The 25,179-nt window shown below is 38.9% G+C and carries 21 protein-coding genes and 4 pseudogenes; 14 read left to right on the top strand and 11 right to left on the bottom strand.

Annotated elements, in window-relative coordinates; genetic code table 11:
- Positions 1-163: 163 nt before the first annotated feature.
- Positions 164-1,257, bottom strand: a pseudogene (locus AC0VZ4_RS23635) (L-dopachrome tautomerase-related protein); the annotation flags it as partial.
- Positions 1,258-1,310: 53 nt separating this feature from the next.
- The gene (locus AC0VZ4_RS23630) at positions 1,311-1,745 is read right to left on the bottom strand and encodes a MarR family winged helix-turn-helix transcriptional regulator (protein WP_475442229.1); all 435 of its coding nucleotides are present in this window, start codon (positions 1,743-1,745) and stop codon (positions 1,311-1,313) included.
- 123 nt (positions 1,746-1,868) lie between these two features.
- Between AC0VZ4_RS23630 and AC0VZ4_RS23625 the strand changes: the two genes are divergently transcribed.
- From AC0VZ4_RS23625 to AC0VZ4_RS23605, 5 genes are all read left to right on the top strand, one after another.
- Complete coding sequence (locus AC0VZ4_RS23625; protein ID WP_475441797.1) at positions 1,869-2,297, top strand: organic hydroperoxide resistance protein; 429 nt, start codon at positions 1,869-1,871, stop codon at positions 2,295-2,297.
- 164 nt (positions 2,298-2,461) lie between these two features.
- Positions 2,462-2,818: a metalloregulator ArsR/SmtB family transcription factor gene (locus tag AC0VZ4_RS23620; RefSeq protein ID WP_475441796.1), complete on the top strand. Its 357-nt coding sequence runs from the start codon at positions 2,462-2,464 to the stop codon at positions 2,816-2,818.
- Positions 2,819-2,850: 32 nt separating this feature from the next.
- Complete coding sequence (locus tag AC0VZ4_RS23615; protein WP_475441795.1) at positions 2,851-3,861, top strand: ArsJ-associated glyceraldehyde-3-phosphate dehydrogenase; 1,011 nt, start codon at positions 2,851-2,853, stop codon at positions 3,859-3,861.
- A gap of 24 nt (positions 3,862-3,885) precedes the next feature.
- Complete coding sequence (gene arsJ / locus AC0VZ4_RS23610; RefSeq protein WP_475441794.1) at positions 3,886-5,103, top strand: organoarsenical effux MFS transporter ArsJ; 1,218 nt, start codon at positions 3,886-3,888, stop codon at positions 5,101-5,103.
- Between the two features lie 105 nt (positions 5,104-5,208).
- A complete protein-coding gene (locus AC0VZ4_RS23605) occupies positions 5,209-7,329 on the top strand; it encodes a methyl-accepting chemotaxis protein (RefSeq protein ID WP_475441793.1) in 2,121 nt (706 codons plus the stop codon).
- A 65-nt stretch (positions 7,330-7,394) separates the two neighbouring features.
- On the opposite strand, the gene AC0VZ4_RS23600 is transcribed toward AC0VZ4_RS23605, so the two are convergent.
- Complete coding sequence (locus AC0VZ4_RS23600) at positions 7,395-7,982, bottom strand: TetR/AcrR family transcriptional regulator (RefSeq protein ID WP_475441792.1); 588 nt, start codon at positions 7,980-7,982, stop codon at positions 7,395-7,397.
- 111 nt (positions 7,983-8,093) lie between these two features.
- Here AC0VZ4_RS23600 and AC0VZ4_RS23595 point away from each other — a divergent pair.
- Positions 8,094-8,480 (top strand): annotated as a pseudogene (locus AC0VZ4_RS23595) (carboxymuconolactone decarboxylase family protein); the annotation flags it as partial.
- A 1-nt stretch (position 8,481) separates the two neighbouring features.
- Here AC0VZ4_RS23595 and AC0VZ4_RS23590 read toward each other — a convergent pair.
- A complete protein-coding gene (locus AC0VZ4_RS23590) occupies positions 8,482-9,741 on the bottom strand; it encodes an IS256 family transposase (RefSeq protein WP_475439694.1) in 1,260 nt (419 codons plus the stop codon).
- A gap of 81 nt (positions 9,742-9,822) precedes the next feature.
- Here AC0VZ4_RS23590 and AC0VZ4_RS23585 point away from each other — a divergent pair.
- Positions 9,823-10,011, top strand: a pseudogene (locus AC0VZ4_RS23585) (carboxymuconolactone decarboxylase family protein); the annotation flags it as partial.
- 130 nt (positions 10,012-10,141) lie between these two features.
- Complete coding sequence (locus tag AC0VZ4_RS23580; protein ID WP_475441791.1) at positions 10,142-11,467, top strand: IS4 family transposase; 1,326 nt, start codon at positions 10,142-10,144, stop codon at positions 11,465-11,467.
- Between the two features lie 45 nt (positions 11,468-11,512).
- Here the strand turns inward: AC0VZ4_RS23580 and AC0VZ4_RS23575 are convergent, their stop codons facing one another.
- Entirely contained in the window at positions 11,513-12,046 is a 534-nt protein-coding gene (locus AC0VZ4_RS23575) for a hypothetical protein (protein WP_475441790.1), read from the bottom strand.
- A 51-nt stretch (positions 12,047-12,097) separates the two neighbouring features.
- On the opposite strand from AC0VZ4_RS23575, the gene AC0VZ4_RS23570 reads away from it, so the two are divergent.
- Complete coding sequence (locus tag AC0VZ4_RS23570; protein ID WP_475441789.1) at positions 12,098-12,469, top strand: DUF1294 domain-containing protein; 372 nt, start codon at positions 12,098-12,100, stop codon at positions 12,467-12,469.
- Between the two features lie 99 nt (positions 12,470-12,568).
- Here AC0VZ4_RS23570 and AC0VZ4_RS23565 read toward each other — a convergent pair.
- The 4 genes and pseudogenes from AC0VZ4_RS23565 to istA form a co-directional block, all read right to left on the bottom strand.
- A pseudogene (locus AC0VZ4_RS23565) lies at positions 12,569-13,191 on the bottom strand (ATP-binding protein).
- A gap of 11 nt (positions 13,192-13,202) precedes the next feature.
- On the bottom strand, positions 13,203-14,144 hold the full coding sequence (locus AC0VZ4_RS23560) for a Mu transposase domain-containing protein (RefSeq protein WP_475441788.1): 942 nt from the start codon (positions 14,142-14,144) through the stop codon (positions 13,203-13,205).
- Between the two features lie 3 nt (positions 14,145-14,147).
- Positions 14,148-15,416, bottom strand: coding sequence for an IS110 family RNA-guided transposase (locus tag AC0VZ4_RS23555; RefSeq protein WP_475439589.1), 1,269 nt, complete (start codon positions 15,414-15,416; stop codon positions 14,148-14,150).
- Positions 15,417-15,640: 224 nt separating this feature from the next.
- Positions 15,641-16,294 (bottom strand): IS21 family transposase, encoded by a 654-nt coding sequence (gene istA, locus AC0VZ4_RS23550; RefSeq protein WP_475441787.1) that lies wholly within the window; start codon positions 16,292-16,294, stop codon positions 15,641-15,643.
- Positions 16,295-16,624: 330 nt separating this feature from the next.
- Between istA and AC0VZ4_RS23545 the strand changes: the two genes are divergently transcribed.
- Positions 16,625-17,509 (top strand): IS982 family transposase, encoded by an 885-nt coding sequence (locus AC0VZ4_RS23545; protein WP_475441613.1) that lies wholly within the window; start codon positions 16,625-16,627, stop codon positions 17,507-17,509.
- A 49-nt stretch (positions 17,510-17,558) separates the two neighbouring features.
- Here AC0VZ4_RS23545 and AC0VZ4_RS23540 read toward each other — a convergent pair whose 3' ends face one another.
- On the bottom strand, positions 17,559-17,906 hold the full coding sequence (locus AC0VZ4_RS23540; protein ID WP_007377104.1) for a hypothetical protein: 348 nt from the start codon (positions 17,904-17,906) through the stop codon (positions 17,559-17,561).
- A 376-nt stretch (positions 17,907-18,282) separates the two neighbouring features.
- On the bottom strand, positions 18,283-20,253 hold the full coding sequence (locus AC0VZ4_RS23535; RefSeq protein WP_475441786.1) for a serine/threonine-protein kinase: 1,971 nt from the start codon (positions 20,251-20,253) through the stop codon (positions 18,283-18,285).
- Between the two features lie 523 nt (positions 20,254-20,776).
- Between AC0VZ4_RS23535 and tagH the strand changes: the two genes are divergently transcribed.
- Genes tagH through tssL form a run of 4 tightly spaced genes read left to right on the top strand, consistent with a single transcriptional unit; the run spans position 20,777 to position 25,173 of the window.
- Entirely contained in the window at positions 20,777-22,048 is a 1,272-nt protein-coding gene (gene tagH / locus AC0VZ4_RS23530; RefSeq protein WP_475441785.1) for a type VI secretion system-associated FHA domain protein TagH, read from the top strand.
- A 15-nt stretch (positions 22,049-22,063) separates the two neighbouring features.
- Positions 22,064-22,528 (top strand): type VI secretion system lipoprotein TssJ, encoded by a 465-nt coding sequence (gene tssJ / locus AC0VZ4_RS23525; RefSeq protein ID WP_007377101.1) that lies wholly within the window; start codon positions 22,064-22,066, stop codon positions 22,526-22,528.
- A 16-nt stretch (positions 22,529-22,544) separates the two neighbouring features.
- On the top strand, positions 22,545-23,873 hold the full coding sequence (tssK, locus tag AC0VZ4_RS23520; protein ID WP_008137773.1) for a type VI secretion system baseplate subunit TssK: 1,329 nt from the start codon (positions 22,545-22,547) through the stop codon (positions 23,871-23,873).
- Positions 23,874-23,892: 19 nt separating this feature from the next.
- Positions 23,893-25,173 (top strand): type VI secretion system protein TssL, long form, encoded by a 1,281-nt coding sequence (tssL, locus tag AC0VZ4_RS23515; protein ID WP_033028450.1) that lies wholly within the window; start codon positions 23,893-23,895, stop codon positions 25,171-25,173.
- The last annotated feature ends 6 nt before the right edge of the window (positions 25,174-25,179 follow it).

Genomic DNA, 25,179 nt, shown 5'->3' with positions numbered 1-25,179 from the left:
TTAGTATTTAAGTGTAAATACGTACTAAAGCATTAGCACCAAAGCGGTGAAGTATTTTTAAAATATGCACCAGAGTGGTGTGTTTTTAACAAAAAGCCCTGCAACTATTGGGTCACTTAAATGTGCAAGGCTTTTTAAAAAATACAGTCACTTAAAAAATAAATTAACGGCCTACTTTTCCTTTTACTAAAGGCTTGAACGACATTACTTTAAACTTACCGTGGCTTTGATTTTTGCCATTATTAAGTGCAGGCGAATTATGTAAATCGTCAACGGTAAAGTATATTTTATGATCAGCCCCGTAGCTAAAACCATCAGGCCAGCTCAAACGTTCGTCTTTAAATAATACTTCGTAGTCGCCAGTGGGTTTAACTACGCCAATTGCGCCATTGGTTATGTCGGTTACATATACGTTACCGCCGCCATCAACAATAATACCGTCTGAAATTGGCTTAGTGCCGTAACGCGTAACTTTGTCTTCAAGCGCTTTAGCCCAAAGGCTCTCGTTATTTATATCGCTGGTGGCAATGCGGTAAACCGACGTGCCCGACATTGAGCCAAAGTAAAGCCAGTCTTCGTTAGGGTCAAGCGTAATAGGGTTAACACCTAAGCGGGCAGGTTGTCCGCCAAGGCTCATTGTGCGCCCATCAATAACCATATCGATATTTTCGGCGGTGGTGTAATGGCTATTTTGTAATACTCTGCGTGCTACACCTGTTTTAAGGTTTACCGTAATAATAGCGGCTTGGCTGCCTTGGGCTGTGTCGGCAATGTATACAACGCCATGCTTATTATCGATGACTAAATCGTTTAAAAACGAGGTGTCGGTAATGGTCGGTTTAGCCAGATAAATAATTTTGTGCAGTTGCTCTTTGTTTGTATCCTAACCTACTAAGCGCCCAGCGTGATCGGGCCCTGAAGTGTCAAGCATCCATAACACGCCATCGCTTGATACGTTTATGCCAAGTACGTCGTAAAAACCTTTACCGTTATTGTACGCGTATGCCCACTCTTCATTAGGGTAGGGCTTAGTTGTACCATCGCTTAAAAGCTCCATAATTTTTTGCTTTTGGCCAAAAAAGCCATGTACAGATAAAATTTTCTGCCCGATGGGGTAATAGCAATGTTGCCCGGTGGGTGCTGCGCATCAAATGTGGCTACTGTTTTTAAATCAGCATTTTGGCCAGCGGTGTTAGCAGTTACGGCGCTGCTACCTAAAAGTGCCGTGCTGCACGCCGCAGCAAATAGTAATTTTTTAGAGTCATTTTTAAAACCTTTTAAAACACGTTTATTGTTTAAAAATTAAGAGTCTAATCGGCTAAGTCGTTTACTACTAAATCGAGCAGCTGCATTAACTGCTTCGCTTGTGTTGCATCTACACTATCAAATTTACATAAAATATTTTTAGGAATATCGGCCGCTTTTAACTTAAGTGATTGGCCATGTTGGGTTAGCTGCACTAAGCGTTTGCGTTTGTCGTGCTCATCTTTAATAACAGCCAGTAATGATTTGTAGCTCATTTTTTTAAGTATTTGGGTCATTGCACCGCCATCTATCGCGGTTTTATCTATTAGCTCTGCAATTGTTATTTCGTCTTGCTCCCACAGGGCCATCATTACTACGTATTGCGGGTAAGTTAAATTTAGCTCGTTTAAAGGCTCGCGATACGCACGCGCAATGCTGTTAGATGCCATGTATAACCGATGACATAACTGATTTTTTAACTTTAATTGCTCAAACGGCATAACGTTATCCTTTATTTTGATACATGCCATTTTAATTTGCATGCAAAGTATTTGCAATCTCTAATTACTTGTTCTATTATTTTGCACACAAACTAAATTAATTACTAAACTTTGGAGTTCATTATGAATGTATTACAAAACGTAGCTTACACAGCAAAAGCAACTGCAACTGGTGGCCGCGAAGGCGTAGCTAAATCTGATGATGGTCGTTTAGATGTAAAGTTATCAACACCTAAAGGTTTAGGCGGAGACGACGGTCAAGGCACTAACCCTGAGCAATTATTTGCCGCAGGTTATGCAGCGTGTTTTATTGGTGCACTTAAATTTGTAGCAGGTAGTGAAAAAATAGCACTACCAAGCGATACGCATATTGACTCACAAGTGTCTATTGGTGCTATTGAAGGCGGTTTTGGTATTGCAGTAAAACTTGCTGTATCACTAGGTGATATGGATAAAGCTGCAGCGCAAACGCTTGTAGATAAAGCACACCAAGTATGCCCATATTCAAACGCAACACGTGGCAATATTGAAGTAGAGCTTTCAGTTATTTAATAACTAAATGAAGAAAAGTTATAAAAGCACACAACGACAATTAGTCGTTGTGTGCTTTTTTGCGTTTAAGGCATAAAAATTAAATATACGATAAATCGTATATTCACTATTCCATATATTGTTGTTTTGTTTTATTGTGTATGCATAAGCACAGTGAGGACAGTATGGAACAATTCAACCCACTTCAATTTTATAAATGCCTAGCGGACGATACACGTTTAAAAGCAATGCTGCTTATTAGTCATCAAGAAGAGCTATGTGTATGCGAACTGGTTGCTGCACTTGAGCTAAGCCAGCCTAAAGTGTCTCGCCATTTAGCACAGTTAAGACAATGCGGATTATTGAGCGACCGTAAACAAAATCAATGGGTTTATTACAGTATTAATAAAGCCCTGCCAGAGTGGGCTAAAAATGTATTAACGCAAACGCTTACTGCTAACCCTTCATTTTATGAAAATGATTTAACGCGCTTAAACGCTATGGGTAATCGCCCTGAACGTATGACTAGCTGCTGTAACTAACTAATAAATTAACTTATTAAAGGTATTTAATTATGACTATTAAAGTAGGTATTAACGGTTTTGGCCGTATGGGACGTTTAACTCTGCGTGCAGCAGTTGATTGGCCAGAAATAAAGTTTATTAAAGTAAATGATGTAGCGGGCGATGCTAAAACCCACGCACATTTAATTGAGTTTGACTCAGTACATGGGCGCTTAGCACAACAGGTTTCTAGTGATGATAATAGCTTTAGTGTGGGCAAACACACGATTGCAGTTACCAACAACAAAACCATAAACGAAACTGATTGGTCTGATTGCGATGTAGTAATAGAGGCCAGCGGTAAAATGAAAACCACCGAGCTGTTAAATCAATATTTAGCACAAGGTGTTAAGCGTGTTGTGGTAACCGCACCTGTAAAAGAAGACGGTATTTTAAATGTAGTAATGGGTGTAAACGATGATCTTTATAACCCACGTGAGCATAAAATTGTTACAGCCGCCTCGTGTACTACTAACTGTTTAGCGCCAATAGTAAAAGTACTGCAAGAAAAAGTGGGCATTAAGCACGGCTCAATGACTACTATTCACGACATTACTAATACTCAAACAATTATTGATGCCCCTCATAAAGATTTACGCCGTGCGCGTTCGTGCGGTACAAGTTTAATACCTACTACAACCGGTAGTGCAACGGCTATTACGCATATTTTCCCTGAGCTAAAAGGTAAATTAAACGGCCACGCCGTGCGTGTACCTCTTACTAACGCATCAATTACCGATTGTGTTTTTGAGCTCGAGCGAGGTGTTACACAAGACGAAGTAAACACGTGGTTTAAAGACGCTGCAAATAACGAGCTAAAAGACATTTTAGGCTACGAAGAAAAGCCGCTTGTATCTATAGATTACAAAACAGATCCGCGCAGCTGCACCATAGATGCGCTTTCAACCATGGTAATTAACAACACTCAACTTAAACTATACGCTTGGTACGATAACGAGTGGGGTTATGCAAACCGTACTGCTGAGCTAATGCTTAAAGTTGCACAAAGTGATGTGGTTTAATCTCGTTTAAAAAGGTTTAAATTCATGCTTGCGCAGTTAGCTAGTTTACCAAGCTCTATAAAACAATATTTAATAATTACCGGTAATTACTGGGCATTTACTTTAACTGATGGTGCACTGCGCATGCTGGTGGTGCTGTACTTTCATCAGTTGGGTTATGGCGCATTTGCGATAGCCATGTTGTTTTTGTTTTATGAAATTTTTGGGATGATCACCAATTTAGTTGGAGGTTGGCTAGGAGCGCATTTAGGGTTAAATAAAACCATGAATGTAGGGCTTGGGCTACAACTTGTCGCTTTAGCCATGTTGTGCGTTCCTGGAGATTGGCTAACCGTTGCCTATGTTATGGCAGCGCAAGCACTGAGTGGCATAGCAAAAGACTTAAATAAAATGAGCGCAAAGAGCGCCATTAAGTATTTAGTACCACAAGACGATGCAGGGCAAAGCCAATTATATAAATGGATTGCCATACTTACCGGCTCTAAAAATGCCTTAAAAGGGGTGGGCTTTTTTTTAGGCGGCTTATTACTAACTGTATTTGGTTTTGTGGGGGCATTAATAAGTCTAATTATTTTACTTAGTGTTGCGTGGGTTATTAGTTTAATTTTTTTAAAAGGCGATATTGGTAAAGCTAAAAACAAACCTAAGTTTAAAGAATTATTTTCTAAATCGCGGGCAATTAACTTACTTAGCGCAGCGCGTTTATGCTTGTTTGCGGCGCGCGATGTATGGTTTGTAGTTGCACTACCTGTTTACTTAGCCGCTCAGTTTAACTGGGATCATTGGTGGGTCAGCGGCTTTATGGCTTTGTGGGTAATTGCTTATGGGCTGGTGCAATCGCAAGCACCGCGAATAACTGGGCAAGGTGATTCAACTTCACATTCGGTCAAAAAAGCGTATTGGTGGGTCGTTTTATTAAGTGGTGTAACTGGCATTTTAGCGTTGTTGATGCAATTGGATATAGCGGTACATTTTACGCTTGTAATAGGCTTACTTATTTTTGGTGGTGTATTTGCTGTAAATTCATCGCTACACAGTTACTTAATAGTAAGTTTTGCTAAAAATGATGGGGTGTCGCTCGACGTTGGCTTTTATTATATGGCCAATGCGATAGGGCGTTTGCTTGGTACGGTGCTTTCTGGTTGGGTTTTTCAAGTATATGGGCTTAGTGCGTGTTTATGGGTAAGTGTTTGCTTATTAATAATGGCGACAATTACTACGGCATACCTGAAAAAACAGTAAAAACCCAACTAATTGTATTAAATTCAAATTGTTTGATGATATTCATAGCTTCATTTTTTAAAACTACTAAACTATAGCTGTAGATTTAATCAAAAGGTGTATGGAATGCGGGAAATATCGTTAGCAAAAAAGTTACTCTGGCTTACCGTCGGGAGTATATTTATTACAGTATTGGTACTTTCTAGTGTTTTATGGTGGCAATTATCATCAAGCAATGAGCAGTTAGCGAGCAAATCTGAAGAGTATATCGTTGCTGAGGTTGAAGAAAAACTTAATGCTAATGCTGCAGTATATGGTGAACGAATTGCTGGCTTTGTTAACGAGGCTTACCGAGTTCCGTATTCATTAGCCGCATTACTTGGTGATGCTGCAAAACAAAATACGCTAAGTAGAGATACAGTTGTAAGCATAAACCGCTCTATTTTAGAAAATAATACACTTTTATCTTCTATTTATTCTCAGTTCGAAGCTAATGCTTTTGATGGACAAGATGCTCAATTCCAGCGGGGCTTTAAGCATTCTGTTGATGGTGATGGCACGCTCGAAGTCTATATTACTCGGGACGAGAATGGTACGGTAGAACAGCAAAAAGTGGCTAATGCAGCTGACAAATATATAACAAATTTGAACGAATTTGGACTTCGCGAAGCTGAATGGTACTTATGTGCAAAGGATACGCTCACACCATGTATTATGGAGCCTTACCTTTACGAAATTCCGTCTGGTGATTCGGTAATGTTAACGTCATTAACAGTGCCAATTTTAAAATCTGGGCAGTTTATTGGTTTAGCTGGCGTAGACTTAACACTTCCTACTTTTCAAGTGATGACTGAACAGCTTTCTAAACAACTCTATAACGGTAAAGCAAAAGTAACATTATTGAGTGACATAGGCTTAATTGTTGGCAGTAGCCATTATAAAACTAAACTAGGGCGTCCACTAAAAGAAGCGATTAGCTCATCGCTGTACAACGATATTGAAAAGTCAAAAGGACAAAGCGGTATTTTTAAGGTTAATAACGAGTACCTTGTTAATTACCCTATCAATATTAAACTTGCCAATAAGCAGTGGTCTTTAATTATTGAAGTACCAACAGAACTTGCGCTCGCAGGTCCTGAAGCGTTGGCTGAAAACATGCAAGAAACTGCAGCATCGTTAGGGTCTATTATTTTAGTAACCGGTTTAGCTATAGCTGCAATTGCATTTGTTATAATGAGATTAGTGGTTGGCGGCATCGTTGCACCGCTTCGACAAATTCAACAACGTGTTGATAACCTTGCAAGCTCTGAGGGTGATTTAACGCATACATTGCATGTTGATAGCCACGCTGAACTTATTGCATTAGCTGGTGGGTTTAATCGATTTTTAGCAAAACTACGTGATTTAATTTCTGAACTAAAAGCGGTGTCTGAGCAAACCAAACAGCAAGGCGAGATAGCGCAACACATTGCCATAGATACAAAGCAAAATGTGCAATCTCAATTTCAAGAAATTGAAAGTGTGGTAACGGCTATGAACGAAATGAGCGCAACAGCACTCGAAGTAGCCAGAGCATCAGAACAGTCAGCGCAGCAGGCAGATGAAATTAATGGCTTAGTGGTTAGTAGTGAGTCGAGTTTGTCGTCAGCGATGAGCCAAGTTAAAACTATGTCTGAAGAAATTAAAGAAGCTAACCAAGCGGTTGAAAAAGTAGCATCGCGTAGTAAAGATATTACGCAAATTTTGGATGTGATCCGCACCATTTCAGAACAAACTAACTTATTGGCACTTAATGCGGCAATTGAAGCTGCGCGTGCTGGTGAACATGGCCGAGGCTTTGCGGTAGTTGCTGATGAGGTAAGAGCGCTTGCGTCTAAAACGCGTTCATCGACTGACGATATCAGTAAATTGATCGATAGTTTGTTACACGAAGTTGGCAATGCCTCAACTGTAATAGAAAAAGGCGTAGTGCGCGCACAAAGTGCTGTTGATGAAACCTCAATTGCATTTGATGCTCTTCACAGTGTAGTGGTTAAAGTTGATGAAATAACTAATCAAATTACACATATTGCCACGGCAGCTGAAGAGCAAAGTTTAGTAACTGAAGAAATAAATCGTAATTTAACACTTATATCAGATGCAGCTTCGCAGCTATCCGATTTATCGGCACAAGCAGGCGATAGCAGTGAAGTACTCAACAAGCTTGTAACGCAACAAGATTCAGAGCTTAATAAGTTAAAAACGTAATATTGAACGTAAAAAATAAAAAGGCAGTAATTAAATTACTGCCTTTTTTAATTAAAACAAGCAGTTTATAGGTTTTTCATGAGCGCAAACATTTGATTGATCATAGGTTGGGCCTGTAGTTCAACGCCTGGGCGATTAAAATAACCACGTAAGCCTGTAAACTGAATCTGAAAAAAACGTGCGTACTCAATAGCTGTTAATTTATCGCTCAACTCATTTTTTGCTATTGCTTGCTCGAAAAGTACAGTGAGATAACCTTCAAACTTAGCCGCTAAATCTAAACTCAATTCATATAAACTACTGTTTTTATCGGTAAACTCATTGTTAGCTTTTACTAACATACAGATTGCACTCGGGCTACAATCTTTGTTTTTAATTACCACATTTTCTACAAATGCACGTAAGCCACCTAAGGTTGTGTCTGACGAAGATAAAAAACCGTCAATTTGGCTTTTCATTTGCACCGTATAGTCTTTTAGTGACTCACTATATAGCCCCTCTTTTGAACCAAATGCAGAATAAATACTGCCTGGTCGCATATTAACGGCTTCTTGTAAGTCTCGCGTTGAGGTTGCATGAAAGCCTTTTTCCCAAAATAATTGGCTGGCAACACGAACAACATTTTCGCGTTCAAATTTAACCTTATTAACCATTTCATTCTCAATTAATTTGAACAGTTGCTCAATTTTAACTTGAACAGTCGCTCAAAATCAAATGGTATGTGTTTCGAAGTTACATAAACCTAATTATTTTTGGAGCTAAACATGGCAGAATTTACTTTATACACGGCAGAAAATGCACCAGAAGAAGCAAAACCACTTTTAGCTGATTCAGTAGCAGCATTTGGTATGCTTCCTAACTTACATGCAGTAATGGCTGAAGCACCAACATTACTTAAAGGTTACCAAGTACTGCATGACTTGTTTCAAAAAACGTCATTTAATGCAGAAGAGCTAACAGTAGTATGGCAATCAATTAACGTAGAGCACGACTGTCATTACTGTGTTCCTGCTCACAGTGGTATTGCAGCGGCAATGAAAGTTGATCAAGGTATTGTTGACGCACTTGTTAACAAAACACCACTTGAAAACCCTAAGCTAGAAACTCTTCGTGAGACTACACTTGCAATGACACGTGAACGTGGAGTTATTGTCAAATCTGGTGTATGAGCTCATCTTGATGCTCTGTTTGATCTTGAGTTATTCTTTCGCCGTCTTTAAATTTTACCCCTGTAATTACTTCAGCCAGTAGCTTAAACCCTCGCAAGCGGTACCATTTTTTCTCTGCCGACTGCGCGAGTTTAAAAACCATCATTAAGGTGGTTGTCCGGCTGCCACAACTCTTCACTTTATGCGTTCTCAGCCTTACCGTCGCAAACGTTGACTCTATCGGATTACTCGTTCTTATGTGCATCCAATGCTCAGCAGGATAATCATAAAATGCCAGCATTTCATCTTTATCCTTCATCAAGCAATCCGTCGCTTTTGGGTATTTGACTGAGTAATTTTTAACAAATAAATCATACGCTTTATAAGCAGAAGCTCGACTCTCTGCCATCCAGATATCTTGTAAATTCGCTTTGATTTTAGGTTGCATTGATTTCGGCACTTTGTTTAGCACATTCGCGATTTTATGCACCCAGCAACGTTGATGTTGGGTTGTTGGCCATACTTTGGTGAGGGCATTCCAAAACCCCAGCGCACCATCCCCTATGGCCAATTTTGGTGGTATTGTTAGACCCTGTGAGCGCAACTGATTTAACACTTCAGTCCAGCTCTGCTCAGACTCACGAACCCCGTCAACCACCGCCAATAGCTCCTTTCTGCCCGTTTCATCTACCCCCATAATTACCAGTAAGCACAGCTTATCATCCATTCGAATTTTACTGTAAATCCCATCGGCCCAGATATACACATATCGACGTTTAGCCAAGGAACGTTTAGACCACTGCTGATACTCCGTTTCCCAGGTGGATTTCAACCGAGAGACACTATTGGCCGACAAACCTTTGGCTTGCTCGCCTAAAAGAGACACTAAAGCGGGCTGCATATCACCCGTCGAAATTCCTCGTAAATAGAGCCATGGGATCAGCTCTTCGATATTTTTTGTCCGTTTCAGATAAGGCGGGATCAAGGCACTATTGAATTTAATGCCTTCCTTTTTTCGATCCCTGACTTTAGGTATTTTGACCTCAATATCACCAAGGCCTGTTTGGATCGTACGCTCAGGCTGGTGACCATTTTTGACGATCCGCTGAAGTCCCTCGACGGTCTCATGCTGGTATTGAGCCAATAAAACAGCCAACTCAGCCTCAATCGCTTGAGCTAACAACTGCTGCGCCCCGCTTTTAAGCAACTGCTCTAACGGATTGTCTGGTTTTTCAATGGAAATAACATTATCATTTTCAGTCATTGCGATGTCTCTCTGGTTAATTGTTGATCTGGTCAAGATCAATTAACAGATTACATCGCAATGACTTTTTCTCATACACCAGAAACGACTATAGCTCGTGAACGTGGCGTGATCAGCGATGAGCAAATCGAAAAATTCTTTGCCGCAGGTTACGCTAAGCAACAACTACTTGAAATTATTGTAGGCTTGTCTCAAAAAGTAATGAGCAACTACACTAATCACCTTGCTGATACACCAGTAGATGATGCATTTAAAAAATACGTAAAATAAATACGGTTTTATAAATGACAATAGGCAGCTTAGGCTTAATGCCGATCAGTTAAGAAATATTTGACGATCCATTGACCGATCTTCTGGTTAGTTTATAAAGGCTTCTGAATTTATTCAGGAGCCTTTTATTTTGCAACTCACTACCGCACTTTCTCTTGCCAATAGCTACGCACCCAATTCAGAAGGCTTAGGTCAACTGAGTGATTTTTTATGTCCTGACTTTATCAAACAATGCGCTGAAACCGCTGGTGTCGCGACGATAAGGAAAAGAAGGCTTCCTGTTGAGATGGCCGTTTGGACAGTCATTTGTATGTCGTTTTATCGTGAAGACCCACTGTGGAGTATTGTCAGTAAATTAGGGCTCGCTTTACCAGGTAAAAAAGAACTCGTTGCACCCAGTGCGGTTGTACAGGCTAGGCAGCGGCTTGGGGCTGATGCCGTTAAACAGGTTTTTGAGAAAAGTCAGCAAATGTGGAATGCTGATGCGAACCATCCCACATGGTGCGGGCTATCACTACTGGGTGTTGATGGTGTTATTTGGCGCACACCGGATACTGCTGAAAATCAACATGCATTCTCCGTGTGGAAAAATCAGCATGGTGACACGGCTTTCCCTCAGGTTCGCATGGTGTGTTTGATGGAGTTAACTAGCCATTTATTAATGGGGAGCGCCTTTGATAGTTGTCGTACTAGTGAAATGGTGTTGGCTGAAGACTTAATCGAGGCAACACCCGATAACTCACTGACGTTATTTGATAGAGGCTTCTATTCTCTAGGCTTACTCAATCGTTGGCATCATGCTGGGGAAAATAGGCATTGGCTTCAACCGATGAGAAAAGGCACGCAATATGAAATTGTTCGCTCTTCAGGTCGTCAAGACAAACTTATCAAGCTAAAAGCAACAGCACAAGCGAGAAAAAAGTTCGACGATTTACCACAGAGCATTGAAGTCAGGCTAGTCACAAAAACGGTTAAGGGGAAAGAGGTGAATATACTCACTTCACTGACTGATCCAATGCGTTTCCCTAAGGCTGACATTGTTGACCTCTATAGTGAACGGTGGGAAATTGAACTTGGTTATCGAGAAATGAAACAAACGTTACTGAATAGTCACTTCACGCTACGCAGCAAGAAACCTGAAATGATAGCGCAAGAATTATGGGGCGTAATGTTGAGCTATAACTTGCTCCGATATCAGATGGTGAAAATGGCGCAGAAAAAGTCTGGAATATATGCAAAACACCTGAGTTTTACGACGTGTGCTATTAGTATTATTAACCTTATTCATACAATGTTTATAGAAAATGCAGGACGGATACCTAAATCAATAGAGCAATTACAAGCTCAAGTTGAACATCACATATTACCGATAAAACAGGAGCGGGCGTATCCGAGATGTGTGAAACCAAAACCCAGTAAATACCCCAATAAAAAACGCCAGTCAGCTGTTAACTGACTGGCATTAAGCTTAGGCTGCCTTTTTTGTGTTTATAAATTGCGATTATTTAAACTTAACGGCTTTTGTACTGCGTGTATAAATACGTTGTTCGGGCTTTGTCCACTCCCCCTTTTTTAAATAAGAGATTGATACAATGAATTTATCGTCTTTTAAATCACTTGTAGACTTAACCTTAGTCACTCCCTCTTTACTGCCTGTTACTTCTTCGTAGACTACAAACTGAGTCGGGCTTAATACTGTTATAGTGCCTTTTGTATAAAAACCTGCTGTTGTGAAGTAATAAAAGACGAGTGACTTTTTTTTGCTATCATAAAAAATCGTCGATTCGCCGCCATACTCACCCTCATTAATAGAGTGCATAGTACGAATAGCTTTACCGTTTAGCGTACGTTCCCACCTGCCGACATCCTGAACTGGCTTTGCGCCTGAGACTACCTTAAAGTCGGTTTGCCAAGTGCCTAAGTAAGGCTGAAATATTGCTAGCTCTTTATCGAGGGTTAAGTTGTTTTCGCCCGCGTAACTAAAAGTAAATGAACAGAGGAGCAACGCTAAGAATAACGCTTTAAAATGTGTCATAATTTAACTCTTATTTTTAAATTCTGTGCGTTCAGTATAGGTGATAATTAATTGATAAAAAAAGCCTTAATAACAATATCGAGTCTTTTTATTGCTTTAACTTGGCTAGCTTACATGCTTAGCTACATTGCTCTTTATATGCCAATTTATCTCAGTATTTTGAGTGAGTTAACATTTTTAATGTATGCCTGGGATAAGCGCAAAGCAATACAATCGGCACATAAAAAAGTAAACCGTACGCCTGAGCGCACGTTGCAATTACTTGCTCTGTGTGGTGGTTGGCCAGGCGCATTATTTGCACAACAATTACTACGTCATAAATCTAAAAAACGTCGTTTTATATTTGTGCTGTGGTTATGCATTGCAGTTAATTTAGGTGGGATCGTGTATTTTTGGTTGAATAGGGGGTCTTTACTCGTTTGACTAAATAGAAGGTTTGCTGAGCTAACTTAACCTGAACTTTGGTGCGTATTCTCATGACTTTGATCACCTGATTTATCATTTTGTAGAGCCATTTTTAAATTAGCTTAACTGATCATCATCAGTCAATTTATTTAACTGTTTTCGTATCGATTCTCCTTTTAAATTCAACTTAATCGAACCATGAATTAGCCTATCTAAAATGGCGTCAGCATGGGTTGATTCTCCAATCATCTCATGCCAGTTTTCCTGCGGGAGCTGACTTATAATTATGTGTGATTTATACCCATACCGCGCATCGATTAATTCGAGTAAGTCACCTCGTTGCTGTGCACTCAGTGGTTCAAGCCCCCAGTCGTCTAAGATCAGTAGATCATACTTTATTAACTTCGCCAGTAATTTCCGGTAACTACCATCTGCTTGTGCTAGAAACAGGCTTTCAAGTAGTTCTTTTAATCGAATATAGTAAACGCTTTTTCTATATTACGTGCCGGTGAGTAAATCAGCTGATTTAACTGAGCCGGTAAGCGGAATTTAGCGTGTCGCACGAGCCGGTCGATTTTTCTTTGCTCACGCGTGTCAATTTCATGTGTTAGCAATAAACTGATGCGCTCTATAAAGCTTTGCTCTTGGTATAAGTTAGGCTGCTCAAGCTGCTGCTTTAATGCGTGTTTTATACCGGATAACTTGAGTAGTTGAAGTTGTTGGTTAATGGTGTCTATCATGATTCATTTCCTTAATGGTAATACTGTGTGCCGCGTATGTTGTCATGCTTTATTGGCTTTTCTGGCTCTGTTTGCTGTGTGGGTAACGGTTGTTGATCCAACCCTTTCTTCAGCATCTGCTTTATTGATTTGAGTGTTGTCGTATTCATTATGATTGCGCGATAACACGCTTGATCAAGCCGTTCTTTTGAATAAGTTTTAGCTAAACTTAACACCCCTAAACAGGCGCGATAAGCGTGCTCGGGGTGACGCCGTCCACTGAGCTGTAACTCAATAACTTGGTGAGTATACTCCCCGATACTTAATGCCCATGAGCGTAAATTTATCGGTGACTGCTCATGCTGTTTTTGATGCGCCAGAGGCATATGATGAGACTGTGTTGTATGCCCTCCTAAACGATGTGAGCGCGGATGCTGTGCGATTAAGGTATCGTCATGATAAAGCTGTACTAGCTGATTGGTTATGTGTGCGCGTAATTGTTTCTTAACCCACTGATACGGCACACTGTAATAATGTTTTTCTATTTCAACATGATAATCAATGTGTACTCGCACCGTTTTGATTTGTGTATAGTGATAGGGCTTTTCAGGCAATGGCTTTAATGCGCTTTTATCCACCATCTCAAATAGCTGTTTACGTGACTGTTGATATTGCTTCATGACCTTATTGTTCATTACATCAAGTAGCTTTGCTATTTCTTGATTTAGGTGCGCTAAGCTGTAGAAGGTTTGCTTGCGTAGACGTGCCATGATCCAACGCTCAACAATTTGTACACCGACTTCAGCCTTCGATTTATCTTTGGGTTTATAAGGTCTAGCCGGTATGACAGCGACATTAAAATACTCGGCTAATTGATGATACGTGGGGTTTAAATCAGGCTCGTAGCGACAGGGTTTACTAACGGCGCTTTTTAAGTTGTCGGGAATAACAACACGCCCTGAGGTGGACAGCAAGCGCTAAAGCTCACTTTCCACCGCAAATTTTAACAGCGGTGATCCCTTACTTTTCAATGCGGTTAAGTAAGTTGATTCATCGTAGGGCGTATGTGTTTTCCAGCACCTAAATAGGATTCGTATCCACTTAAATGCCAATGATCTGATGATGGTATTATGAGGTTTTCCTTTGGCTTCTTGCTGCCGATAATAGGCTTTAGCCCAAAATGAATAACGCACAGATAATCCAGCCCATTCCACAAATGTTTGCCTTAAAAATTTAGTGCATGAGTATCGCCAGTGTATCCATTCCTTTTTGCCACTGCGTTCGGTTACTGGAGCAATGCCTGCGTATTTTTGTATGTCAGCGGCGCACTTATAGCGGTCACGATTTGACCCCATAGCGGCTAATAATCGAGGTGCTAATTGTGGCCCCGCCCCAGGTAAACTATCAAAAATAGCGCGATCTGTATGTTGCTTATAAAGTGTTTTAATTTCGTCATCAAATCGTGTTATTGCCAACATTAGCTGTTTAAGTTGCGGAACGAGGCATTCAATAAGTAATAAGTTTGGCGTGATCACCGCCATATCTTCGGTGAGAATTTCAGCATCTTTTATTTCTTTTATCCGCTTTTCATTAACGAGTGGGTAGCGGGAATTATGTTGATTAAAGAAGTCGAGTAGTGTTTGTTTCCTCGCTTTTTTAGCGTGAGCAAGAGAGGGCCAGCGCAGTAAGAAGTCACAGAATATTTGAGTGTCTTTTTCTTTAAACCAATCAATCACGTGGGGATAATAATTTTTTAGCGTTGTGGCTATTTTATTGGTTAAATTAACACGATCTTGTACTAGTTTACGTCTGTATTCGACAAGCTGCGCAAGACACCTAACGTCCTCTGAATCCGGCCTAATAACCGTTAATTTATCCATATGAAGTTGTAAGATTTCAACTTGAATAATTGCATCAGTAGGATCATCTTTCGCCCCGCTGTGCGTAAATGCAGCACGGTATTTAGCAACACTTGATGGGTTAATCACAAATAATACAATGTGCTTAAATTTACTGAGTGCATATATAAGTGGGCCTTTTTTTAGCTCACACGCGACAGCAACAGATCTGCCGTTGTAGCGTTGTTTTAACCCAAGCGCCCATGCATTAATTGACTTAGGCTCAGAGGAAATCACACTTAAATGTTGTGTATTTGTGTCGCGATTTATTTCACAAATATCGTGTTTACGGTCGGCCCAATCGATCCCGATAAGGGCAGCAAAATCTGAGACGTTAAAGGCTTCCATTTTGGGCCTCCTAGAGGTAAAGTGAAAGAATAGATAGAGGCTAATAGTGTTTCTCGCAGGTCTTATAGATAGTCGGCATTACGACAATCCCTGAGTATGCGTATTGAAACAAATAACTTCTGTTGATCCGAAAGTCTTGTTACAAACATTGATTGTTTCCGCTCAAATATTCGTGATCAACAGAAGCATATTCCATGTATTAATGAGATAGGTAAATACATTAATTAATGGAACGGAGTAACTATAAGCTCTGGAACACCGCCTAAAAATGCAAAGCAACGGGCATGACTCATCACCCAATCTTCAAGTTGTTGACTATACGTTGCCTCAGCATAGGTATAATTTGATGCGCCGAGCACGGCAACAAACACTTGAGCAGGTCGTGTTTCCTGTGTTGTAGGGCACGTGATGGTCAGCGTAGGGCCACAATAATCCACAAACAGCTTTTCACCGCCTTTATGATGCTGACGCATCGACAACCGTTGTTTTCCTAACCATTGCCGGTAGGCGCGGCAGAAGTGGCTATAGCTGTAATAAGGCTCACCGACTTTCTCACACAATTCATCGAAGACTAACTGCAACGTCAAATGTTTGTGCTGCTTTAAATCCTTATTGATGGTGAGCCAGTCAGGTGTTGGGTATCTTTTTTGACGGGTTGAGAAGTCCCTGATTTTTGTATTAAGAAAAGTACCGTGTTGTTTATCTTCAGGTAACGGCCATTGGTTTAACCCTAACTCATTGGCCTTTTTAACGTAATTAGCCACAGTGCCAGGGGAGATATTTAAGCTTCTAGCAATCTCTCGATGGGATAATTTTGCTGAATATTTCAGCCGTAAAATAGCATGTAATTTACTCATAGATATAGGTCTTGTTGACATTATTGTTATCCTCATCAAATGATTTAGATAACGGTTTAACATACCTACAAAAATGATAAAACGTGAACTCGGTTACGAGTGGCATTAAGCTTTGATCGGCAAAATCATTAAGAACACAAAAGTGATCATTATAGAGTGATTTTCGTGATCAAAGCTTAATGAGAATAAGTGATCAAAGTTAGTGCCATTGGGTGATCAAAGCTGGGGAGAATATGCACTTTGGTAAATAATATATTACTCAACCTGAATCTCGTTTAAGAAATTGAACTAAATGCCTGTTCCGAGATCCGATCTTTCGACCAAAAACGATTGGATAAGCAAGGAACAGGCATGATTAAATTAGTTGAATTATTTTGCGATGTCGATGATTTTTGCAAAGTATTTATACCCCAATGGGAAAAACAATTACTCGAAGATGGCACCCAAAAACGTCAGCGTTCAGGACGTATGACGACCAGTGAAATTATGACTATTGTTATTAGTTTTCATATGTCACATCACCGAGATTTCAAAAATTACTACCTTGGCTATGTATCACTTATGTACAAAAGTGAATTTCCCAACTTGCTCAGTTACACACTATTTTTAGCCGTTATGCCAAGGGTAATTGTGCCGATGTGTGCCTATTTTACTTCACTTAAAGGTAAACCCACAGGCGTTGAATTCATTGACTCCACATGTATTAAAGTGTGCCATAATATTCGTATTCCAAGACACAAAACCTTTGATGGAATAGCCCAGCGTGGCAAAGGAACAATGGGATGGTTTTATGGCTTCAAGCTACATTTAATCGTTAATCACCATGGTGAAATTGTTGCTGCGAAAGTGACAACAGGAAATGTACATGATACTCAACCAGTGCGTGAGTTAGCGAGCTGCCTGACGGATAAATTATATGGTGACAAAGGGTATTTAAGTAAAGCTTTAGAAGCCGATTTACTCGATAAAGGGGTAAAGCTCATTACGACGGTTCGCAAAAATATGAAGGCAAAAGCGATGTCATTATGGGATAGAGCAATGCTTTCAAAACGCTTTATAATCGAAACAATTAATGACCAGCTCAAGAACATATCCTTCATTGAACATTCAAGACATCGGAGTATGAACGGCTTTATGTTGAATTTAGTCGCTGGATTGGTGGCTTATTGCTTGAAAGAAAAGAAGCCACACCTTAATTTAACTGACGTAGAGCTTAACGCATTAGTTATCGCTTAAGCAGAACTCAGGTTACTCAGAGTTCAGGTTACTTAACAGTATAAATGGCTTACTGTTCAGATTGACTTGTTAGTGCTTCATCTAATCCAACAGTTAAAATAGTTTTTTTGTCAACAACGACCCATTTTCTGTAGGTTTGGTATCCAGCTCTGCTGACTTCAATATCGTATTTGCCTTCTTTTAGCTCAATGGCATCTTGATAGACCGGGTTTATGTTCATAATACGAACGCGAGCATCTGCGGGAGTCGTAATAACGGTTAATGAAATTGGTGCTACAACTTCTTCAACATCTACTTTGGCTTCGGTAACAACCTCAGTGACGACTTTATCAACTGTTGAGGTGGTTGAACAACCGCTTAGTAATAGGATGGCTGCAAGTGCGCTTAAGTTTTTCATCGATACTCCATTAAGTAATTTAAAAATGTTGAAGGTTACGAAAAATCTTGGAGGAGTGTCTTAAAAGCTCAACTCGTCGTCCTTGACTCTCGTTTAAAAAGCGGTGGATAGTCTAATATGTATCCACCATATATTCAATTATAGTTATTTTCTTATTGCTACGCTCATCATCTAAACAAACTCTGAGTTAGTAGCCTAACTATTTTATTTACAGCATACTGTCTAACGACTGTCTAACGACTGTCTAACGACTGTCTAACGACTGTCTAACGACTGTCTAACGACTGTCTAACGACTGTCTAACGACTGTCTAACGACTGTCTAACGACTGTCTAACGACTGTCTAACGACTGTCTAACGACTGTCTAACGACTGTCTAACGACTGTCTAACGACTGCGTAATGGCCTCACTTCTTTCGACTAATTGCTCCGCAGTTCGGTACATTTTTTGCTTCATTAGAGTATTAGCCATTGTAATATATCGCTTTGACAAATCTTGTTTTAATGTCACTAGAAGAGGGAAATCAGTTGGTAGATCAGCAGACTCTAAATTAATAAGTTCTTCAAACTCTAGTAGCTGCTTGTAATCCTCAATACCTTCCAATTGTTCAGAGTAACGTTGAAATCTTGGTTGATAAAAAACAATAGCATCCGAGAGTGGGTAGGTAATTTGCTCACCTATCGCTAATTTTTTCTGATAAAAGGTCAGTGCATCAATTGCAGATTCTCTTTTGAGTAAATTTGCGAAAAGGAGTTCAGCTTTTTGATTGCTGGTAAATATCGCTTTACCAACATTTAAGAGTGCTTTTTGCGCAATTACGTCATCTTCTTCTACTGCTTTGTCTAACGCTATTTTAAAATTATCAAAATGTAAGGAAGAGGGCTCGTACACGTAGGTATTATCAACTTCTTTTAAGTCTTGAATTAGCTGCGGGATATTATTATTGTCACTTTCGTTATAACGAGACTGTTCTAACAATAAATTAATTCTCGATGTGATATCAAAAATTATTGACTGACGCTCTCTTAGGATGCTCTCTAACTGCACTGAAAGTTTTTCTGAGTCAGGGTAGTAGTCGAGAGCTTTAGAGTAGATTGAAATTGTTTTATCAAAATCTTTAAATTTATTTGAATTATTATTATTAAAGTTATTAGCTCTTTTATCAAAACTGCCTAATATGCTCGTTTGATTTACTCTTAATAGGCCCTGCTTTAATACTTCGTACTGCGGAGGAATTTCAGCTAACTTATCTAAAATATGAGGCCCATTCCAAGACATCCAGGTTTCTACTTGTTGATTAATTGCGTTCGCATTATCAAGTTTTGCCTCTAGTTGCTTCACTTGCACAGTGTTAGCTAATTGATATTGAATAGCTACAATAACTAAAATAACGGATGCAGCGACTAAACCGATCGCTGGCTTTAAATTAGACTTAAGTTTTTTAGAAATAGGTAATAAAGAACTTTGTCGTTGTGACGTTTCTAACGATAGTGCATTATTTATACTTTGCCATAACCAAAGTGGACAATTGCTTGGACGTTTAGCAGTGGTACTCTTTGGTAGTTTATCGGCTGCAACTCGATTAAATGGATGTTTACTACTTAATAGTTCAAACGCAATACATGCGTATGAAAACACGTCATCTTTAACGGTAGCACTGGCACCATTTAGTTGTTCAGGACTTGCGTAGGTCGGTGTATAACCGCCAATATCGCCCAACTCAACATTACTTCTAACGGCATACGCATCTTCAATGTTTTTATGCTTTGCGATACCAAAGTCGAGTACTTTTAAGTCCCCATTACTGTCAAATATGATATTGGATGGTTTGAGGTCATTATGAATCACCCCTCTTGAATGTGCATATATAAGAGCATCAGCAAGCTGTTCTAAAATCACTTTCGCTTTTTTAAATGCCATGCCTGAGGGCTTGTTGCGTTTAATTATTTGTTCTAAAGTTTCTCCCTCAACAAGTTCCATTGTGACGTAATATAAATCGCCATCGGAATCTGCTGAAAACACTTTAACGATGTTAGGGTGGGAGAGCTGTTGTGTTTTTGCTGTTTCGTCTTTTAGAAGAGTAATTGCTTCTTCTGAGTATGAAAACTCTTCTTGCAACACTTTTAAAGCAACAAATGCTTCAGCACGATTTACATTTTCTAAGAAGGTATCACGCGCTCTGTAAATGTAGCACATGCCGCCTTGTCCAATTAGTTCTTCAACCAGGTAGCGATCGGAAATCTTTTTTCCGATGAGGTTAATCTTATTTTTAGCAGAGGTTCTTTTTTGATTAGAATCAAGTGATGCAATTTGAGTTTTGTCACTCGGGTTGTTAATACCGGTCATTATAAATCCTTTTATTGTGTTTATTTAAATAATTACAAAGGTAAGCTTTATACTTATTATCAATTTCCCTCTGATATTGTCGTACATTTTTACAAAAAATCTCGACTATAGCAATGTTTCAATTATTGAATATTTATATCTAAATTTTGAAACAGCTAATTTATACGCTATCGGGAATATTTAACAAATGTAACTTTATAAAAATATAAAAAATAAACCCACTTTTGAGCACATACTTAAGTAAAAAAGAGAGTTTAGGGCGTCAATGAATGAGATTAAGTAATCAAGATAAATCAATTGAGGTTTTACTTTTTCATTTTATAGAGAACGGATTTTTGCCGAAATGTAAAAATATTAACGGCCACAATTGTTCAGTATATCGATTAAGTTAATATTTATTTTTACAGTATTTTATGGCTCAACAAAAGTCAGTCTATATTTATATATTAATTTCAATGTTGACAATAGTTTCTCTTCTACTTTATCCTACCGACAATAAAGATTTAAGGGACTGACTTATCAAATGGAACTGATACTAAACATAACTAGTTATCATAGACTCTCACCTGAAATTGAAGCATCTAAGACTGTAGTAGATAAACTCATCTTTGGTCGCTCTGAGGCTTGTGATTGGCATCTGCCCGATCCTGAAAAAATAATATCAAGTAAACACGGACAAATCGTAAAAGAAGGTGATTCTTTTTATATTTACGATAATTCAACGAATGGCACCTTTATAAACTTTGCTGTAACCCCACTTGGTCAAGGAAATAGGCAGGTTCTTGCTGACAGTGACGTATTAACTATTGGCGACTTTCAAATTGATGTTAAGTTGGTTGATGATCGCGTTTCACCAGTGAGTAATACCGATTTTTCGGCCAGTCAGAATAGTGATAATAATTACCGTGCGGATAGTAAAGATTCATTTTCACAATCGCATCAGTTTTTAGACGAATCTATTTTAGATGAATCAATGCCTGGAGTTTCTATGGTGCAAGAGCCCTTTTTGAACTCAGGTAACCAGATCCCAGAAGATTGGGATGATTTATCACGCCTGATGAACCCAGAACACTCCGATGCATCAAAACATGACTCTGTGAATGTTCAAAAGTTAAAAACGAATTCTCCACGAGTACAATCGGAAAGTCGAAAAATAGCCCCTAAAGAACAAACTGTCGAGACTGCATCACCAAAAATAGCTGCAAAAAACAGTACTGCGTTATCTGATGCATTTTTAAAAGGTTTAAATATAAAGCCTGAAGTACAAAATTTGTTAAATACAGAAAAGCATTGGTTTGAAATGGGGCAAGGCCTTAATTTATTACTCAATGGCCTTATGGACTCTTTACGTCAAAGAGCGCATGTAAAAAGTCAATTGAGGTTAAATCATACAATGTTTCAAACTGAACAAAACAACCCTTTAAAATTTTCTGCTAATATAGATGACGTTATTCAGAATTTATTCATAAGGAATAGTGCAAGCTTCCTTTCGTCTAAGGAGTCGATAAATGAAAGCTTTATTGACTCTCGCAGGCACGAACATGCGTTATTAGCCGGTGCAGATGGTGTACTTAAAGGGATATTAGACCAAGTTTCTCCCCAACAGATAAGTCAGCAAGCAAATGATAATTCTAACGTATTAAAAATTATCCCTGGGCAAATTGAATCTAAATGCTGGAAGTTATATCAGAGTTTACATGATGATTTGTCACAAGACGTTAGTTCCAAAGGGGCAATGGCTATGTCAGATGATTTTTTAAAGGCATACAACGATAGACTTAAAGAAACGCTTTAGAAAGGAAATTAAACAATGTATAAAATTAAGCTCTACTTAATGAGTTTTAGTTTACTATTTTTAGTACTAGGATGTTCTACCGTTAATAAACTTGTTCCGCCTTCAACAGATCTGATTATTAATGTATCTAAGAATGTTAATCCTGATACGTCGGATAGACCTTCACCTGTAGTTATGAAAATATTTGAACTTAGTTCTCGAACTATTTTTGATACACAAGATTTTTTTAGCCTTTACGATACGCCTGAAAAATTATTAGGGCCTGATCTGTTAAAAAAAGACGAGCTTGAATTACAGCCAAATACAGTACAAAAATATAAAATGAGTCTCAATCGAAACACTCGCTATGTGGGGGTTGTGGTTGCTTATAGAAACATTGATCAGGCAAGATGGAGAGCTGTAATTGAAGTTGATCCTACCGGTTATGATGATATAAATGTCAATGTAGAAGCTATTGCTACATACATGAGAGAGAAATAAAAAAAGGATTTGTAAAATGGGTGATAACACTCGTGTTGCTTGGACTGAAGGGATGTTTTTAAGGCCGCAACACTTCCAGCAATCAGATAAACATATTGCGAATGTAATCCAACAAGTGTGCAGTGGTAACCTTGCAGATCCTTGGGGAATACTTGAGGTAGCAATTGATACTGAACTGCTAAAATCGGGTCAATTTGCGATTGAATCACTGTCGGCAATTACCCCAGATTTACTACCGATAGATATGCCTCAGTCAACTTCTTTGCCTGAGCCATTAGTGGTCGGCAAAGATATATATGACGAGATAGTTTATCTTGCAATACCGGCATTGAAAAATAGCGGCATAAACTTATCTGCCCCAGAAGAAAATATTGTAACTCGTTATAAATTGAATGATTTATCAGTGAGTGACGATTTAGTGGGGGCGCAATCTCAAGAAGTTATTCAAGTCGCTAAAATATATAGTAAGTTAGTACTTTCCTCTGATGATCACTCTGGTTATATATTGCTGCCTTTAGCAAGAATTCTAGACGTTAGTAGTGAAGGGCAAATAAAGCTAGATAATAAGTATATACCGGCATCTTTAAAAGTAGGGCAATGCAAGCCTCTTTTGGGTCTTGTTCGCGAAATTGGTTCAATGATCAAACAGCGCTCAGAAAGCATCGCCGTTAGATTGTGTCAAGGATATGCAGGAAGTACATCAGTTGCCGACTTTATTATGCTGCAAACATTAAATAAGTATGATGCAGTATTTGACAACTTATTATCAGTCAATAATATCCATCCAAATATCTTGTATATTAGGTTGATTGAGCTTGCCGGAGAGCTGTCAACGTTTAGTACTGTTAATAAACGAGTTCCTAAGCTCCCTAAATACGATCATAAAAACTTGGGTCAAGTGTTTAGCGAAGTCGTTAACTTCCTATATCAGTCGTTGAGTCATGTTATTGAGCAAACAGCAACTGAAATAAAGTTAGAACAAAGCAAATTTGGAATTTCATTTGGTGCATTAAACGATAAGTCGGTGCTAAATTCAGCTCAATTTATTCTAGCAATAAAAGCAAGTGTTCCGCATGAAGAGTTACGTAAAATACTGCCATCACAGATAAAAATAGGCAGTGTAGAAACTATACGTGATCTTGTTAATAACCAAATACCAGGAATAACAATCAGTAGTTTACCAACAGCCCCAAGACAAATCCCATATCATGCAGGTTTCCATTATTTTGAATTAAATAAACAGGGAGAGCATTGGGATAAGTTGCGCTCTAGTGGCGGAATTGCCATTCATTTATCAGGTAGCTACCCAGAACTACAATTAAGCCTTTGGGCAATTAGAACTTAATTTTAAAGGAAGAGTTTCAATGGACGAAACCATTATCAAACCACGCCCTGGTAGATTAGGACGTGATACCTCTAGTAAAGCAAATACTGACAGTGATGCTGATAAAACGGTGATGTCTGTCGAATCGCCATCGACAAAGCTACCAAGTAGCGTCAAAGTGTCTATCTTTAAAAACCCTCTTTTAGAAGCTGCAACTGACTGTTTTTCAATAGTCATATCTATTAGTCAATCAGCCGAAATGACAAATTTAGCAGCTTTAAAGCACCGTTGTGTTGAAGCCATAAAGCGGTTTGAAGTTGAAGTTCGCAACCAAAATTTATCTAAAGATATCATCAACAATGCGCGCTACTGCCTATGTGCTATTCTCGATGAATCGGTATTAAATTCAAAATGGAGCTCAATGGAATGGGCAGATGAAAGCTTATTATCTACATTCCATAAAGAAACATTTGGTGGTGAATATTTTTATACATTACTCGATGACGCGCTGTTACAACCTGAAAAAAACAAGCAATTTTTAGAGTTACAGTATCATTGTTTAAACCTTGGTTTTAAGGGCAAATATAGATTAGATACTGTTGGTGATAATAAAGTTGAAGAATACCGTTCTCAGATGTACCACCTTTTAAATCAATTAGATGGGCCAATCAATAACAAGTTATCACCTAATTGGAAGGAGCGAGTTGCTGCAGGTGTTGAACTTAGAAATCAAGTACCGCTTTGGGTGATTTTTTCTGTTTTAGGGCTCGTGTTACTTGCCGTTTATTTATTTATCAATATGAAACTCAATGATGATGTTTTTGCTATCAATGAAAAACTTGCCGTTATTCATCCACTCGCAAATGAGCAAACTGTCGATAAAAAAGACCAGCAACTATTAGTTTTAGAGCAGCTACTACAAACCGAAATACAGAGGGGGATTGTGGTTGTTAAAAAAAGTAATGATCGGATCAGAATTTCCATCAAAAGTGAAAGTTTGTTTAATCAAGGTAATTCACAGTTACTGCCTTCTTTTCAGCCTATTCTTGAGAAACTTGCACTTAGTTTAGAGGGAACAAAAGGCAGAATATTAATTACGGGTCACACAGACGACACGCCTATTAGTACCGACAGATACCCCTCAAATTGGCACCTTTCTTTAGCTAGAGCAACACAAGTTGCTAATTCTATGGCTAAAAGTACTAACCTTAGTGGCCGTTTATGGCCTGAAGGTAAAGGGGCCGCAGAGCCAATCGCCAGCAATTCAGATTCAGCTTCTAGGTCATTGAACCGACGAATTGAAATCGATCTATTATTTTAATGAGGC

The organism is Pseudoalteromonas sp. QJM3NY_22 (assembly GCF_056173065.1).
Note: the sequence above shows the minus strand (reverse complement) of the source record. Positions and strands in the feature narration are given on the sequence as shown.